Below are 15,809 nucleotides of genomic sequence, written 5' to 3'. Positions count from 1 at the left end.
CCGAAGAAATGAACCAGCAACTCGCGGGCTACGCCCCCACACCCGTCGCGGCCCGGATGGAGAACCACGGCAGCGCCATGCTCAAGGTGGCCATGGCCGCCGGCCAGGACCTGTTCGCGCGGGTCGGCTCGATGGTCGCCTACGAGGGCTTCATCCAATACGAACCCAACCCGCCGGCCGTGCGCCAGATGGCCAGGGACTGGATCACCGGTGAGGGCGCGCCCCTCATGAAGTGCACCGGCGACGGACAGCTCTACCTCGCCGACTACGGCGCCAACGTCGTGATCGTCCACCTCGACAACGACGCGCTCTCCGTCAACGGCACCAATGTGCTCGCCTTCGACGCGAGCTTGCAGTGGGGTGTCGAACGGGTCAAGGGGCTCGCCAAGTTCGCGGGCCAGGGCCTGTTCAACGTCAAGATCTCCGGCACCGGCTGGGTCGCCCTCACCTCGCGCGGCACGCCCGTCGTCGTCGACTGCGGCAGCGGCGAGGACGAGACGTACGTCGATCCGGACGCGCTCGTTGCCTGGTCGCCGAACCTGAAGGTGAAGGGCAAGCGCAGCTTCAAGGCGTCGTCGCTGATCGGCCGGGGCAGCGGCGAGGCGTACCAGATGGCGTTCTCCGGCAAGGGCATCGTGGTCGTACAGCCGAGTGAGGACAGCACGGACCGCCTGCGGGCCCGGGGCTGAGGGGGAGTAGACACCAATGCAGAGCTCGCTTTTCAGCTACACCGAGCAGCAGTCCCAGGAGCGTTACACGGCGCAGAATCCACAGCTCCTGCGCGCCGTGCTCACCGGCCACGACGACCTCCTCGCCCGCAAGGGCTCGATGGTCGCCTATCAGGGGCTGCTGGAGTTCGACGGGGAGTACCGGTCCAACGGCCAACAGCAGGCCCGCGCCCGCACCGGCGAAGGGCTCGACCTGATGCGCGTCTCGGGGCAGGGCACGGTCTACCTGGCCAACCTGGCCCAGCATGTCCACGTCGTGGACGTCGACCGGGACGGACTGACGGTCGACAGCGGTTACGTCCTCGCGATGGACTCCTCGCTGCACCACGAAGTCATCGCCGTGGACAGCCAGTACGGCGTCTCCGGCACCGGCAAGTACCAGCTCAACATCACCGGCACCGGCAAGGTCGTCCTGATGACCTCGGGCCAGCCGCTGATGCTCCAGGTGACGCCGGACAAGTACGTCAACGCCGACGCGGACGCGATCGTGGCCTGGTCGACGTCCCTGCGCGTCCAGATGCAGGCGCAGACGCACTCCACGGGCGTGTGGCGGCGCCGCGGGAACACCGGTGAGGGCTGGGAGCTCAGCTTCCTCGGCCAGGGCTTCGCGCTGGTCCAGCCGAGCGAGGTGCTGCCGCCGCAGAACGCGGTGATCGGACAGGGCCTGCGGGCCCAGTACGGCATGGGCCAGCAGGGCGCCCACGCGCAGAACCAGGGCAACGCCTGGAGCTGAGCGCCGAGGTCTCCGCCCGCGGCCCGGCACCGCGCGGCCCGGCTTGGCACGGTACAGGTAAGGGGCGGTCGCTATGGCGACCGCCCCTTACCCGTGAACGACCTTGCCCCGTACGCCAGTTGAGGACCGGGGCGCCCTCGGTTACAGCCGCGCGCGGGTCGCCTCCACGAGGTTGACCACCGAGGTGTCGGCCACGTCGGCCACCTCGTCGTAGGCGAACCAGCGCAGGTCGAGGGATTCGTCGCTGATCGCCTCGACAGCGCCGGCCGGGGCGAGCGCCGCGTACTGGACGTCCAGGTGCCAGTGGCAGGGCGCCGGGATGGGGTGGCGGTCGAGCCGGACGGGGCCGCCGGCGAGCAGCGTGAGGCCGCCCACCCCGGACTCCTCCTCGGCCTCGCGTAGCGCGGCGGCCGCCACCGTGGCGTCACCGGGCTCGCAGTGGCCGCCCATCTGGAGCCACATGTTCAGCTTCTTGTGCAGCGTCAAAAGGACCCGGCCCCGCTCGGGGTCGATCACCAGCGCGCTCGCCGTGAGGTGGCCGGCCTCGCAGGCCTTCCACATCCCGTCGGGGTGCGCCGACAGATGGTCCAGATAGTCCTGGCGCAGCTCGGGCTGGTCCTCGTACGCCTTCAGTACGAGGACCGCGTCGTCATGCAGGCTCACTGGTCCGCTTCGCCCTTGCTGTCGTCGGTGTCGTCGCCGGCGTCCTTGCCGGACGCGCTCTCGCCGTCCGCCTTCTTCTCGCCCGCGTCGGCCTTGTCCTTCTTCAGGGACGGGCTGTTCTGCTCGGCGGCTTCGCCCAGCATCTTGTCCAGCTCCGAGAAGTCCAGGTGCTCGCGGTGCACGAAGCCGTCCGGGTCGTCCAGGTCGGATGCCGTCGGCAGCATGTCCGGGTGCTCCCACAGGTCGTCCCTGCCGTCCACCCCGCGCGCGTCGGTGAGCGAGGCCCACAGGCGCGAGGCGTCCCGCAGCCGGCGCGGACGCAGTTCAAGACCGATCAGCGTGGCGAACGTCTGCTCGGCCGGGCCGCCGGTCGCCCGGCGCCTGCGCAGCGTCTCGCGCAGCGCGTCCGCCGAGGTGAGCCGGGGCTTGGCGGCGGCGTGGACCACCGCGTCCACCCAGCCCTCGACCAGGGCGAGCGCCGTCTCGAGACGGGCCAGGGCCGCCTTCTGCTGCGGGGTGTCCTCCGGCTGGAAAAGGCCCTGCTGAAGGGCTTCCTGAAGCTGCTCCGGGTTGGACACGTCCAGCTGGCCGACGGCGTCCTCCAGCTTCGCCGTGTCGACGGTGATGCCGCGCGCGTACCCCTCGACCGCGCCGAACAGATGCGAGCGCAGCCACGGGACGTGCGCGAAGAGCCGCTGGTGGGCGGCCTCGCGCAGGGCCAGATAGAGCCGGACCTCGTCCTGCGGGACGCCCAGGTCCTTGCCGAACGCCGCGATGTTCAGCGGAAGCAGCGCGGCCTTGCCGGCCGGGCCGAGCGGCAGCCCGATGTCGGTCGAGCCGACGACCTCGCCCGCGAGCGTGCCGACCGCCTGCCCGATCTGCTGGCCGAACATGGCGCCGCCCATGGAGCGCATCATGCCGATCAGCGGGCCGGCCATGGCCTGCATCTCCTCGGGCAGCACGCCGCCCATGGCCGCGCCGACACGCTCGGCGACCGGGTCGACCAGTTCCTTCCAGGCCGGCTGGGTGGCCTCGACCCACTCCGCGCGGCTCCAGGCCACCGCGGTGGTGGAGCCCGAGGGCAGCGACGTCGCGTCGTCGAGCCACAGGTCGGCCAGGCGCACGGCCTCCTGGACGGCGGCGCGCTCGGCCGGGCCGACGCTCTCGTCCTTGGTGCCGTCCGCCGTGCCCTGGGCGACCGTCTGGCGGGCGATCTGCTTGGCCATGTCCCAGTTCACGGGACCGCCCTCGTAGCTCAGCATCTGCCCGAGCTGCTGGAAGGCGGCGCCCAGATCGTTCGGGTTCATCGAACCGAACATCGCGGCGAACGGATTGTCCGCGCCGCCCGGGCCGCCGAAGCCGAAGGGGTTGCCGCCCTGGCCGCCGGCACCCTGACCGCCTCCGGCAGGGTCCTTCTTCTTGCCGTCGCCGCCTTCCGGCTCCTCCGGCGGAAGACCGAATCCGAATGGGGTGTCACTCACGGGTTTCCTCGGCTCGTTAGGCCGCCGGCTTCTGCCGACGGCGGGCTGGCCCACAACACCACCAGCGTAGACATCCGAGCCGGATCGGGGCTCGGTGCTCCGCCTCCGCGCGGCCTGCGGCAGGATGGACGCCACCTGGTACGCACGCGTCCTTAACGTACGTACTGAAGACAACCGCTGGAGACGCCCGGTGAGTTCCCCAGATCCGCAGGTTCGCGCAGCGCGAAACCACTCAACCTCGACCTCACGGGGCCCCGTGGTCGCCGTGACCGGTGCCGCCTCCGGGATCGGCGCCCTGCTGACCGCGCGGCTCGCCGCGTCCGACGAGGTCAAGCAGGTCGTCGCCATCGACGAGCGCCGGGGTGAGGTCTCCGAGGCGACCTGGCACATCCTGGACGTACGGGACCCGGCGATCGCCGAGAAACTGCGCGGCGCCGACGTCGTCGTGCACCTCGCGCTCGACCTCGATCTGGAGACGGACGCGGCGGCCCGCACGGCCTACAACGTGCGCGGAACCCAGACCGTCCTGACCGCAGCGGCCGCCGCGGGGGTGCACCGGGTCGTCCTGTGCACCTCGGCGATGGTCTACGGGGCGCTGCCCGACAACGACATCCCGCTCTCCGAGGACGCCGAGCTGCGGGCGACCGCCGAGGCCACCGGCGTCGGCGACCTCCTGGAGATCGAGCGGCTGGGGCGCCGCGCCCCGCGCGCCCACCCCGGCCTGAACGTCACAGTGGTCAGGCCCGCCGTCCTGGTGGGCGGCACCGATACCGCTCTCACCCGCTACTTCGAGTCGCCGCGCCTCCTGGTCGTCGCCGGATCCCGGCCCACCTGGCAGTTCTGCCACGTCGAGGACCTGTGCAGCGCGCTGGAGTACGCGGCGCTCGAGAAGGCCGACGGGGAGTTCGCGGTCGGCTGCGACGGCTGGCTCGAACAGGAGGAGGTCGAAGAGCTCAGTGGCATCCGCCGGATGGAGCTGCCCTCCGCGGTGGCGCTCGGCGCGGCCGCCCGGCTGCACCGGATCGGACTCACCCCCTCGCCGGCCGGTGACCTGGCATACACGATGCACCCGTGGGTGGTCAGTGTCGGGCGGCTGCACGACGCGGGCTGGCGGCCGCGCTGGACCAACGAGGAAGTCCTCGCCGAACTCCTCGAAGAGGTCGCGGGCCGGCACACCGTCGCAGGCCGCAGGCTCGGCCGCAAGGACGCCACGGCCGCCGGAGCCGCCGGAGCCACCGTCGCGCTGCTCGGCGCCGCCGCCGTGGTGCGCAGGGCCCGCAAGCGCCGCGGCCTGTAGGACCCTCCTAGGGACGGGGGCGGCGCCCGGTCGAAAGAGCCATTTCGGGATGTCGGTGGCGTGCGGCACGATGGGGCCATGGCACGCACGTACCCCGAGCACCCCGGTGAGCAGCCGGCACAGGACCCCATCCGGCTCCTGGCGATCCGTGACACCCCGCTGTCCGTGGACGAGGTCTTCGCCGCCGCCGGGGACGCGGCGGCGGGCGGCACCACGCTCTTCGTCGGCACGGTGCGTGATCACGACGGCGGCGCGGACGTGGACGGCCTCGGATACTCCTGCCATCCCTCCGCCGAGGACGAGATGCGCCGGGTCGCCGAGAAGGTGATCGCCGAGTACCCGGTCCGCGCGCTGGCCGCCGTCCACCGTGTGGGCGAATTGGCGGTCGGCGATATCGCGGTCGTCGTGGCGGTGTCCTGCCCGCACCGCGCGGAGGCCTTCGAGGCCAGCCGCCGCCTGATCGACGCCCTCAAGCACGAGGTGCCGATCTGGAAGCACCAGAGGTTTTCCGACGGTACAGAGGAGTGGGTGGGCGCGGGCGCGTAGCGCCGTCGTTGTGGGGGCAGTTGAAACCCCTGTGGGGGCAGGGCGCCCCGATTTGCGTAACCGCCCCCCGGGCACGAGCGTTGAAGCGGTGGACGACTAGTCTGCCGATCTGTCAGTTTTCATCGCTCTAGTGGGGACGGGAGGTCGGAAATGGCCGCACTCGCCTGGCTGCTCATTCCGCTCTTCGCTGCTGTCGGCGCGGCGATATGGGCGCGTTGGGCCGCTCGAAACCGTACGACCGGCGATGTGTCCGAACTCGCCGGTTACAGCAGGTTCCGTGAAGCGATGGAGAAATCCCGCTCCGGACACGACGCCGTCGAGGCGGCGCCCGCCGAGTGTGCTCCCTCGGCCGGGGCCGCGGTCCGTTCGTAGCCGTTCGCGGCCGTCCGTCAGGGACGCGCGGGCACCGGCCCGAGGCCCCGTACGGACCGGCCCCAGGGGTGGGCGCACAGGACGGTCCCGTACTGTCGTTCCATGCCACGCCGCACCGCGACGATGCTCGCCTCCACCCTCGTGCTGATCGCGCTGCTCTGCGCCGGGGTACTCATCAAAGTGCCGTACGCCGAGATGTCCCCCGGGCCCACCGTGAACACGCTCGGCGACTCCGGTGGCGAGCCGGTGCTGCGGATCACCGGTCACAAGACGTACCCGACGAGCGGGCACCTCAACATGACGACGGTCAGGGTCACCGGCGCGGACTACCGGATGAACCTCGTGGAGGCGGTCTACGGCTGGCTCGCGCACGACAGCGTGGTCGTTCCGCACGACACGCTCTACCCGGACGGCAAGACCGACGAGCAGTCCAACCAGGAGAACGCCGAGGAGTTCAGCCAGTCCCAGGAGAGCGCCAAGGTGGCGGCCCTGAACGAGGTGGGCGTTCCGGTGAAGAGCTGGGTGATCGTTTCCTCGGTCGTCAAGGGCACCCCGGCGGAGGGCAAGCTGCACGCCGGTGACGCCATTGGGGCGGTCGACGGCACGCCGGTCACCAAGCCGGCCGATGTCGCGACGCTGGTGACCAAGCACAAGCCCGGTCAGAACGTGGTCTTCACGATCGTCCCCGCCAAGCAGGCGGAGGCCGCCAAGAAGGCGGGGAAGGCGCCCGAGGGCGCCGAGAAGATCACCATCACCACGGAGAAGGCGCAGGACGGTGACCGGGCCATCGTCGGCATCCAGGCCGGGACCGACCACGCGTTCCCGTTCACCGTCGACATCAAGCTCGCCGACGTGGGCGGGCCGAGCGCGGGCCTGATGTTCTCGCTCGGCATCGTCGACAAGCTGACGCCCGATGACCTGACCGGCGGGAAGTTCGTCGCGGGCACCGGCACGATCGACGACGCAGGCAAGGTCGGCCCGATCGGCGGCATCGAGATGAAGCTGATCGGCGCCCGGCAGGCGGGCGCCCGCTACTTCCTGACGCCCAAGGACAACTGCGCAGCCGCCGCGTCCGACATCCCCTCGGGTCTGACCCTGGTGAAGGTCGACTCCCTGCACGACGCGCGGCAGGCGCTGGACAAGATCCGTACGGGGGACACGGCCGGGCTGCCCAGCTGCTCGGCCAAGTGAGGTAGGCCGCGCCCCCGTCGGGCGGCTAGGGGGTGTCTGGTGGACCATGGCCGGGGGCCGACCCTGATCCACCAGACACCCCCTAGGCGAACGTCGCGGCCAGCGCCTCGGCGAGGCCCGGCACCAGGTCGGGGCCGGTCAGGACCTCGGTCGCGGAGTCCTTCTCGCGCAGCCGGATGGCGGACTCACGGGCGCCGCCGCGCAGCACCGCCACCGTCATCCGCACCTCCTGGCGGTCGGGGTGGGAGGCCACCCATGTGGCGAGCTCCTTGTCGCTCAGTCCTTCGGGCACCGACGCCTCGGCGGACGGCGGCAGCATCAGGCGCTCCACGGTGAGCGCGCAGCCGGCCACCGAGTCGGGCCAGGCGATCGTGCCGAGGAACTTGTCCAGCGGCTTGTTGCGCGGGATCTCCTCCTGCTCGATCGGGGTCAGCCCGGAGACGGCCGCGTCGTCGGCGGTGGAGACCAGGTTCGGCGCCTTGGCCCGGAGCTTCGCGGTGTCGACGAGCGCGAACAGGCGGGCCGGCTTGTCCCAGCCGAGGCCGGAGGCGTACTCGTCGATTTCGAGCACCGCGCGGGTGAGCGGGCTCGCGGCCATCGGGGGACCTGAGGGGGAAACGTTGGACATGGACAACATCCTGCCCTCTTTCACCCCCCGATCGGGAACTGAGTAAAGCCTCAGTAAGTTGCATGAGTGGGCTCTACGATCGCGGGGCCCGCTCATACGACAGCGAACTTCGAGGTGCGCACGTTGGCTTTCCAGATGCCGGACCGCGGCTCAGGCCCGTCCGGGCCACGGATCAGAGTCGGCCGGCCGTCCCGCCGGGTCCGCACCCTGCTCATGACACTGGGCATTCTGGCCGTGCTTGCCATGGCCTTCGTCATGTTCGCGGGGTTCTGGACCGACTGGCTCTGGTACCGCTCGGTCCACTACTCGTCGGTGTTCACCACTCAGCTGTGGACCAAGATCGGACTGTTCGCCGTCTTCGGGCTGCTGATGGCGGTTGCCGTCGGCCTGAACATCTGGCTGGCGCACCGGCTGCGGCCGCCGCTCAGCGCGATGTCCCTCGAACAGCAGAGCCTCGACCGCTACCGGATGGGCATCGCGCCGTACAAGAAGTGGATGCTGCTCGGGATCGCCGCGCTCATCGGGCTCATCGCCGGTGCCTCGGCGTCCGGCCAGTGGCGGACCTGGCTGATGTGGGTCAACGGGGTGCCGTTCGGCCAGAAGGACCCCCAGTTCAAGCTGGACGTGTCGTTCTACGCCTTCGACCTGCCCTGGTACCGCTTCCTGCTCGGCTTCGGCTTCGCGGCCGCCGTCCTGTCGCTGATCGCCGCCGCCCTCACGCACTATCTGTACGGCGGCCTGCGCATCACCAGCCCCGGCGCGCGCGCCACGGGCGCGGCCACCGGGCACCTTTCGGTGCTGCTGGGGGTCTTCGTGCTCCTGAAGGCCGTGGCGTACTGGCTCGACCGGTACGGCCTCGCGGTCAAGTCCAGTGACTTCAAGGCGGCCAGCAACTGGACGGGCCTGCGGTACGTCGACGCCAACGCCTATCTGCCGGCGAAGACCATCCTGTTCTGCATCGCGGTCATCTGCGCCGTGCTGTTCTTCGCCACGCTGTGGCGCCGCACCTGGCAGCTGCCCGTCATCGGCTTCGGCCTGATGGTGCTCTCGGCGGTCCTCATCGGCGGGCTCTACCCCGCGATCGTGCAGAAGTTCCAGGTCCAGCCCAACGAGCAGGCCAAGGAAGCGCCGTACATCCAGAAGAACATCGACGCCACCCGCAAGGCGTACGGCATCGACAGCGCGCAGGTGTCGGACTACAAGGGCACGACGGATGCCACGGCCAACCCCAAGCTCCGCTCGGACGCGGACTCGGCGGCCAGCTACCGGATCATCGACCCCAATGTGGTCCCGCCCGCCTTCCAGCAGCTCCAGCAGGAGCGCAAGTACTACCAGTTCCCCTCGACGCTGGATGTGGACCGCTACCAGGACAAGGACGGCAAGGAGCAGGACACCGTCATCGGTCTGCGCGAGCTCGACCTCAAGGGCATCAAGCGCAACTGGATCAACGACCACTTCACCTACACCCACGGCTTCGGCGCGATCGCGGCCAAGGGCACGAGCGTGGACGTGAACGGCGCGCCGGACTTCACCGAGTCGAGCCTGCCCACCACCGGCCAGCTCCCCTCGGGCTACGAGCAGCGCGTCTACTACGGCGAGAAGACCGACCAGTACTCGATCGTCGGCGGGCCCCAGAAGGAGCTCGACTACGAGAGCGAGGGCAAGGGCCAGGTCACCACGAGCTTCCAGGGCAAGGGCGGCGTGAGCCTGGCCAACCCCTTCACGCGGGCCGCGTACGCCGTGACGCTCAACGAGCCGCAGATCCTGTACTCGGGTGCCATCGGCAAGGGATCGAAGATCCTCTACAACCGCACCCCCAAGGAGCGCGTCGAGGCGGTCGCCCCCTGGCTGACGATCGACGGTGACGCCTATCCGGCGGTCGTGGGCAAGCACATCCAGTGGGTCGTCGACGCGTACACGACGACCAACGGCTACCCCTACGCCTCGCGCACCACGCTCGGCGAGACCACCACGGACTCCCTGACGGACAACCAGCGCGCGGTGGTGGCCCAGCAGAACCAGGTCAACTACATCCGCAACTCGGTGAAGGCAACCGTCGACGCCTACGACGGCACGGTCACGCTGTACCAGTGGGACGACAAGGACCCGGTCCTCAAGACCTGGATGAAGACGTTCCCCGGCACGGTGAAGGCCAAGTCGCAGATCCCGGACGAGCTGCGCGCGCACCTGCGGTACCCGCAGGACATGTTCAAGGTCCAGCGCGAGCTGCTGACCCGCTACCACGTCACCAACCCCGCGCAGTTCTACAGCGGCAGCGACGCCTGGCAGGTGCCGGACGACCCGACCAACAAGGACAACAACGCGGTCCCGCCGTACTACCTCTCCATGAAGATGCCGAACGCCGAGAGCGAGGGGAAGAAGTTCTCGCTGACCACGACGTTCACACCCAACGGCCGGCCCAACCTGGGCGGCTTCATGGCGGTCGACGCGGACGCGGCGAGCAAGGACTACGGCAAGATCAGGCTCTTGCGCGTCACCGACAACGTGCAAGGACCCCAGCAGGTCCAGAGCAAGCTGAACGGCCTGCCCGAAGTCGCCGAGTTCGTACGGAACCTGAGAGGTACCGATTCCGAGATCGACTACGGCAATCTGCTGACCGTGCCGCTCGGCGGGGGCTTCCTCTACATCGAGCCGGTGTACGCGCGCGGTGGCAGCGCCAACTACCCGCTCCTGAAGAAGGTCGGCGTCTCCTACGGCGACAAGACCGTCTTCAAGGACACTCTGGCCGACGCGTTGAACGCGGCCTTCGGTGCCGACGGGGCGACGCCGCCGTCCACGACGAACCCGAACCCGCCGTCCACCACGACGCCGCCGACCACCACGCCGCCCACCTCCGGCAACGCCACCGTGGACCAGGCCATCAAGGACGCGCAGAAGGCATACGACGACGGCCAGAAGGCGCTCGCCAAGGGTGACTGGAAGACCTACGGCGACAGCCAGAAGGCGCTCCAGGACGCGTTGCAGAAGGCGGCCGACGCGGAGGCGAACGCCTCGAAGCCCAAGAGCTGACGCCGGCCGGACCGGTTCCGGGGCGCGGGACCGGCGCCCCGGAACCGGAGCTGACCTGGGCAGACCAGGTTGGCTCCGGTCCGGGCCCGGCCCGGAGCGTGGTAGCGTTGTGTTTACCGACGCGGGGTGGAGCAGCTCGGTAGCTCGCTGGGCTCATAACCCAGAGGTCGCAGGTTCAAATCCTGTCCCCGCTACTGCTGACGAGGGCCCGGATCCTTTCAAGGATCCGGGCCCTCGTCGCGTCCGGATCGCGTGTACGGGGATGGCCATTGACCGGTGGCTGGAACCCGGTGGCGTGAAATTGGGTCTTCTCAGGGGGAGTTGGGGTACACGGGGTTTGGTGTGTCTCTCTGTGGGCATGTCGACAAAACGCTGAAGTGACCTCACTGGCTGCGGTATACCAGGTGTACGCGGGTTGCGGGTGGTGCGACGATGGTATTTATGGGGGACAGGGCAACTCTGTTGGAAACAGGGCGGTTTGTGCAGACACGCTCCGATGACGACGCCGACACCGCCGACGCCGAGACCGAGGCGCGGCACCGGCGCGCCGCCGACAGCGGTGACGCCGAGTCCATGAGCGTCCTCGGCTCCCTGCTGCTGCGCCGCGGCGACCTCGACAGCGCCGAGCCCTATCTGCGGGGCGCCACCGCCGAGGGCGACCGGGCCGCCGCCAACAACCTGGGTGTCCTGCTCCACCAGCGCGGTTACACCGACGAGGCGGCCGGCTGGTGGCGGATCGCCGCCGTCGCGGGGTCCGCCGCCGCCGCCCACGCGCTCGGCCGCCACTACCGCGAGCGCGGCGACGAACCGGCCGCCGAGTACTGGCTGCGCCAGTCCGCCGAGCAGGGCCACGCCCTGGGCGCGTACGCGCTCGCCGACCTCCTGGAGCACCGCGGCGACATCGGCGCCGAGCGCTGGCTGCGCGCCGCCGCCGAGCAGGGCCACCGCGAGGCCGCCTACCGCCTCGCCCGCCTCATCGACCGGCGCGCCGAGAGCGAGACGGCCGGTGAGGCCCCCGGTGACATCGCTGTCGGGCAGCCGGCGGACGGCGAGAGCGGCGCAGAGGACGCCGAGCCCTGGTACCGGCAGGCCGCCGCGCGCGGGCACCGCCGCGCCGCCCTGCACCTTGGCGCGATCCTGGAGAAGCGCGGCGAGCTCAAGGAGGCCGGCCGCTGGTATCTGACCTCCGCCAAGGACGGCGAGGCCAAGGCCGCCTGCGCGCTCGGCTTCCTCCTGCGCGACGCGGGGGACGAGGAGAGCGCCGCCGTGTGGTGGCTGCGCGCCGCCCAGGACGGCGACGGCAACGCCGCGAACGCGCTGGGCGCGCTGCACGCGGCACGCGGCGAACAGCAGACCGCCGAGCGCTGGTACCGCGCGGCCATGACCGCGGGCGACGTGAACGGCGCCTACAACCTGGGGCTGCTCTGCGCCGCCCAGAACCGGACGGCCCAGGCCGAGCAGTGGTACCGCAGGGCCGCCTACAGCGGGCACCGCGAAGCCGCCAACGCCCTCGCCATCCTGCTGCTCCAGGCCGGCGACCCCACCGGCGCCGAGCCCTGGTTCTCCAAGGCCGCCGAAGCCGGCAGTGTGGACGCCGCCTTCAACCTCGGCATCCTCTTCGCCGGCCGCGACGACGACCGTACGGCCCTGAAGTGGTACGAGCGGGCGGCGGCCGCCGGGCACACCGACGCCGCCCTCCAGGTCGGCATCGCGCTGCTGCGCGACGGCGAGGAACAGGCCGCCGAGCGGCACCTGCGGTGCGCGGCGGGCGGCGGCAGCGCCGAGGCCGCCTTCCGGCTCGCCACCGTCCTGGACGCGCGCCAGCCGCCGCCCGGCCCGCCCGCGCTCGGCGAGCCCCTGGCCGAGAAGACCGAGTGCGAGGAGTGGTACGAGCGGGCCGCGCGGCAGGGCCACCGCCGCGCCCAGGTGCGGGTGGGCATGCTGGCGGCGGACCGGGGCGACCTGGCGGCGGCCGCGCGCTGGTACGGGGAGGCCGCCGAGGCGGGCAGCCGCAACGGCGCCTTCAACCTCGGCCTGCTGCTCGCCCGCGAGGGCCGCGAGCGCGAGGCGGCCCTGTGGTGGACCCGGGCCGCCCACGCGGGGCACGGGCGGGCCGCGCTGCGCCTCGCCCTGCTCGCCGCCCGCCACGGCGAGCTGAGCGAGGGCCAGCGCTGGTGCGCGAGGGCGGTGGAGCTGGGCCCGGCGGAGGTGGCCGAGCGGGCCGCCCGCCTGCGCGAGGCGCTGCACCAGGAGCTCACGGCCTGACCGACGGCCTGAGGCCCGGGTTCTGGGCTCGCTCCAGGGGCCGGAGAACAGATTTGCGCCGCCCGGTGCCGTCCCGTAAGGTTGGGTTCACCGACGCGGGGTGGAGCAGCTCGGTAGCTCGCTGGGCTCATAACCCAGAGGTCGCAGGTTCAAATCCTGTCCCCGCTACTGATCGACTGAGGCCCGGATCCTTTCGAGGATCCGGGCCTCAGTCGTATGCGCCGGCAGGGAAACACGACCGCCGTCGCGATGACCGCCGGCGCCGCGAGGGCGTCGGCCGGTCGTGGTCAGGCCGCGGCGCAGTTGGGGCAGGTGCCCCGGTAGGTGACCTCGACGGCCGCGATCGTGAAGCCGAAGCGCTCGGTGTCGGGCAGGTCCGCCAGGGGGTTGCCCTGCGGGTGGACGTCGCGGATCGCGCCGCACTGGGCGCAGACCAGGTGCTGATGGGGCCGGTGCGCGTTCGGGTCGTAGCGCTTGGCGCGGCGGTCGGTGGCGACCTCAAGGATCTCGCCGAGCGTCACCAGCTCGCCCAGCGTGTTGTAGACCGTCGCCCGGGAGATCTCCGGCAGTCGCTCCGCGGCCCGCGCGTGCACCTCGTCCGCCGTCAGATGGACGTGGTCGCCGTCAAGGACCTCGGCCACGACGCGCCGCTGCGCGGTCATGCGCCAGCCGCGGCCGCGCAGTCGTTCCAGTAGGTCACTCATGAGGGCCAGCCTAACAGGGGAGGGGGTCCAGTTCCGAACCGGTGTGGGTTTGGACATTCATTTGACTTAGACAATGTCCATTGTAGGATCGGTTCGGCAGGCACCGAGGGACAGGACACGCAGGACATGACGCAGGAGGCGCACGTGACACAGGGACCGCTCACGACGGAGGCTGGCGCGCCGGTCGCCGACAACCAGAACAGCGCGACCGCGGGCGCCGGCGGCCCGGTGCTCATCCAGGACCAGTCGCTCCTGGAGAAGCTCGCCCACTTCAACCGCGAGCGCATCCCGGAGCGCATCGTGCACGCCCGCGGCGCGGGCGCGTACGGCACCTTCACCGTCACGCGTGACGTCTCGCAGTGGACGCGCGCCGCGTTCCTCTCCGAGGTCGGCAAGCAGACCGAGACGTTTCTGCGCTTCTCCACCGTGGCCGGCAACCTCGGCTCGGCCGACGCCGTGCGCGACCCCCGCGGCTTCGCGCTGAAGTTCTATACGGAGGACGGGAACTACGACCTGGTCGGCAACAACACGCCCGTCTTCTTCATCAAGGACGCCATCAAGTTCCCCGACTTCATCCACACCCAGAAGCGCGACCCGTACACGGGCAGCCAGGAAGCCGACAACGTCTGGGACTTCTGGGGTCTGAGCCCCGAGAGCACCCACCAGGTGACGTGGCTCTTCGGCGACCGGGGCATCCCGGCGACCCTGCGCCACATGGACGGCTTCGGCTCGCACACGTTCCAGTGGAACAACGAGGCCGGCGAGATCTTCTGGGTCAAGTACCACTTCAAGACCGACCAGGGGATCAAGAACCTCACCCAGGCCGAGGCCAACAAGCTCGCCGGTGAGGACCCCGACAGCCACCAGCGCGACCTGCGTGAGGCCATCGAGCGCGGCGACTTCCCGTCCTGGACCGTGCAGGTGCAGATCATGCCGGAGGCGGACGCGGCGACGTACCGCTTCAACCCGTTCGACCTCACCAAGGTGTGGCCGCACGCGGACTACCCGCCGATCGAGATCGGCAAGCTGGAGCTCAACCGCAACCCGGAGAACATCTTCGCCGAGGTCGAGCAGTCCATCTTCAGCCCGGCGCACTTCGTCCCCGGCATCGGTCCCTCCCCGGACAAGATGCTCCAGGGCCGGCTCTTCGCGTACGGCGACGCGCACCGCTACCGCGTCGGCATCAACGCCGACCACCTGCCGGTGAACCGCCCGCACGCCACCGAGGCGCGTACCCACTCCCGTGACGGCTACCTGTACGACGGCCGTCACAAGGGCGCGAAGAACTACGAGCCCAACAGCTTCGGCGGCCCCTTCCAGACGGACCGCCCGCTGTGGCAGGGGAGCCAGATCACCGGTGTCACCGGCAGCACGCAGGCGCCCGTGCACGCCGAGGACAACGACTTCGTACAGGCCGGGAACCTCTACCGGCTCTACTCCGAGGACGAGAAGGCCCGTCTGATCGAGAACCTTTCGGGGTTCATCGCCAAGGTGTCGCGCGACGACATCGTCGAGCGTGCGATCAACAACTTCCGTCAGGCGGACAGCGACTTCGGCAAGCGGCTCGAAGTCGCGGTCCAGGCCCTTCGCGGCTGACCCGAGCCGATCGCCGGGGATGATCGGCGGGCCGGGTTCCCTTCGGGGGCCCGGCCCGCCGGCGTGTCAGCCGGTCAGCGCCGATTCACGGCGCGCGGGGGACCAGCATCGGATGATGTCGCGCACCGAGACGACGCCCACCGGTCCGTGGCCGTCCAGCACGATCAGATGCCGGAAGCCGCCGTGCGTCATGGCCTCGGCTGCCTCGGCCAGGGTCCAGGACGGCGCCGCGAAGACGACGTCGGTGGTGGTGTGCCGGCTCGCGGTCTCGTGGTCGGGATCCTGGCCGAGGCCGAGGGAGTTGAGGATGTCGCGCTCGGTGAGGATACCGAGGCCGCTGGTGTCGGGATCGAGGACGACGGCCGAGCCGACCCGGCGCGCGGACATCAGGCGGGCCGCCTGGCGGAGGGTGTGGGCGGGGCCGATCGTGAGGACCATGGTGCTCATGGCGTCGCGGACGAGCATGAAGGGAGCCACCTCCTGGGTGGATTCGGCATCGGGCGCGGCGACCGCGGTCAACGGGGCCCGCTCCGAGGCGAATTCACACGTTCACAAGTGGGGGGACTCCTAGAGTC

General features: G+C 70.5%; 14 protein-coding genes and 2 tRNA genes. 11 read left to right on the top strand and 5 right to left on the bottom strand.

Annotation, left to right across the window (positions count from 1 at the left end; genetic code table 11):
- The first annotated feature begins 8 nt into the window (after positions 1-8).
- Both ACFYM2_RS24280 and ACFYM2_RS24275 read left to right on the top strand, forming a co-directional pair.
- Entirely contained in the window at positions 9-689 is a 681-nt protein-coding gene (locus ACFYM2_RS24280; RefSeq protein ID WP_388838992.1) for an AIM24 family protein, read from the top strand.
- Positions 690-705: 16 nt separating this feature from the next.
- Entirely contained in the window at positions 706-1,461 is a 756-nt protein-coding gene (locus ACFYM2_RS24275) for an AIM24 family protein (protein ID WP_358998552.1), read from the top strand.
- Positions 1,462-1,602: 141 nt separating this feature from the next.
- On the opposite strand, the gene ACFYM2_RS24270 is transcribed toward ACFYM2_RS24275, so the two are convergent.
- Both ACFYM2_RS24270 and ACFYM2_RS24265 read right to left on the bottom strand, forming a co-directional pair.
- Entirely contained in the window at positions 1,603-2,124 is a 522-nt protein-coding gene (locus ACFYM2_RS24270) for an NUDIX domain-containing protein (protein WP_358998549.1), read from the bottom strand.
- Complete coding sequence (locus tag ACFYM2_RS24265) at positions 2,121-3,605, bottom strand: zinc-dependent metalloprotease (RefSeq protein WP_358998546.1); 1,485 nt, start codon at positions 3,603-3,605, stop codon at positions 2,121-2,123. The genes ACFYM2_RS24270 and ACFYM2_RS24265 overlap by 4 nt, the downstream gene beginning before the upstream one ends.
- A gap of 190 nt (positions 3,606-3,795) precedes the next feature.
- On the opposite strand from ACFYM2_RS24265, the gene ACFYM2_RS24260 reads away from it, so the two are divergent.
- The 4 genes from ACFYM2_RS24260 (at position 3,796) to ACFYM2_RS24245 (ending at position 7,011) form a co-directional block, all read left to right on the top strand.
- The gene (locus ACFYM2_RS24260) at positions 3,796-4,902 is read left to right on the top strand and encodes an SDR family oxidoreductase (protein WP_350232552.1); all 1,107 of its coding nucleotides are present in this window, start codon (positions 3,796-3,798) and stop codon (positions 4,900-4,902) included.
- 78 nt (positions 4,903-4,980) lie between these two features.
- Positions 4,981-5,448 carry a molybdenum cofactor biosynthesis protein MoaE gene (locus tag ACFYM2_RS24255; protein ID WP_358998542.1) on the top strand — a complete coding sequence of 156 codons (468 nt, stop codon included), beginning with the start codon at positions 4,981-4,983 and terminating at the stop codon, positions 5,446-5,448.
- Positions 5,449-5,598: 150 nt separating this feature from the next.
- Entirely contained in the window at positions 5,599-5,820 is a 222-nt protein-coding gene (locus tag ACFYM2_RS24250; protein WP_358998539.1) for a hypothetical protein, read from the top strand.
- 102 nt (positions 5,821-5,922) lie between these two features.
- Positions 5,923-7,011 (top strand): PDZ domain-containing protein, encoded by a 1,089-nt coding sequence (locus ACFYM2_RS24245; RefSeq protein WP_358998536.1) that lies wholly within the window; start codon positions 5,923-5,925, stop codon positions 7,009-7,011.
- Positions 7,012-7,093: 82 nt separating this feature from the next.
- Here the strand turns inward: ACFYM2_RS24245 and ACFYM2_RS24240 are convergent, their stop codons facing one another.
- On the bottom strand, positions 7,094-7,639 hold the full coding sequence (locus ACFYM2_RS24240) for a PPA1309 family protein (protein ID WP_359005612.1): 546 nt from the start codon (positions 7,637-7,639) through the stop codon (positions 7,094-7,096).
- Positions 7,640-7,774: 135 nt separating this feature from the next.
- On the opposite strand from ACFYM2_RS24240, the gene ACFYM2_RS24235 reads away from it, so the two are divergent.
- The 4 genes from ACFYM2_RS24235 (at position 7,775) to ACFYM2_RS24220 (ending at position 13,102) form a co-directional block, all read left to right on the top strand.
- On the top strand, positions 7,775-10,669 hold the full coding sequence (locus ACFYM2_RS24235; RefSeq protein WP_388839096.1) for a UPF0182 family protein: 2,895 nt from the start codon (positions 7,775-7,777) through the stop codon (positions 10,667-10,669).
- A 120-nt stretch (positions 10,670-10,789) separates the two neighbouring features.
- A tRNA-Met gene (locus tag ACFYM2_RS24230) sits at positions 10,790-10,863 on the top strand.
- Positions 10,864-11,101: 238 nt separating this feature from the next.
- The gene (locus ACFYM2_RS24225) at positions 11,102-12,934 is read left to right on the top strand and encodes a sel1 repeat family protein (RefSeq protein WP_388838988.1); all 1,833 of its coding nucleotides are present in this window, start codon (positions 11,102-11,104) and stop codon (positions 12,932-12,934) included.
- Between the two features lie 94 nt (positions 12,935-13,028).
- Positions 13,029-13,102 (top strand) — tRNA-Met (locus tag ACFYM2_RS24220).
- A 119-nt stretch (positions 13,103-13,221) separates the two neighbouring features.
- On the opposite strand, the gene ACFYM2_RS24215 is transcribed toward ACFYM2_RS24220, so the two are convergent.
- Positions 13,222-13,638: a Fur family transcriptional regulator gene (locus tag ACFYM2_RS24215; RefSeq protein ID WP_350232558.1), complete on the bottom strand. Its 417-nt coding sequence runs from the start codon at positions 13,636-13,638 to the stop codon at positions 13,222-13,224.
- Between the two features lie 144 nt (positions 13,639-13,782).
- Here ACFYM2_RS24215 and ACFYM2_RS24210 point away from each other — a divergent pair, with 144 nt between their 5' ends.
- Positions 13,783-15,234, top strand: a complete 1,452-nt coding sequence (locus ACFYM2_RS24210) for a catalase (RefSeq protein WP_388838985.1) — start codon at positions 13,783-13,785, stop codon at positions 15,232-15,234.
- A 66-nt stretch (positions 15,235-15,300) separates the two neighbouring features.
- Here ACFYM2_RS24210 and ACFYM2_RS24205 read toward each other — a convergent pair whose 3' ends face one another.
- The gene (locus ACFYM2_RS24205) at positions 15,301-15,699 is read right to left on the bottom strand and encodes a CBS domain-containing protein (protein WP_359005627.1); all 399 of its coding nucleotides are present in this window, start codon (positions 15,697-15,699) and stop codon (positions 15,301-15,303) included.
- Positions 15,700-15,809: the final 110 nt, after the last annotated feature.

This window comes from Streptomyces sp. NPDC006711 (assembly GCF_042869775.1).
In the GTDB taxonomy this organism is placed as follows: Bacteria; Actinomycetota; Actinomycetes; order Streptomycetales; family Streptomycetaceae; genus Streptomyces.
This window is presented reverse-complemented; position numbering and strand designations above follow the sequence as displayed.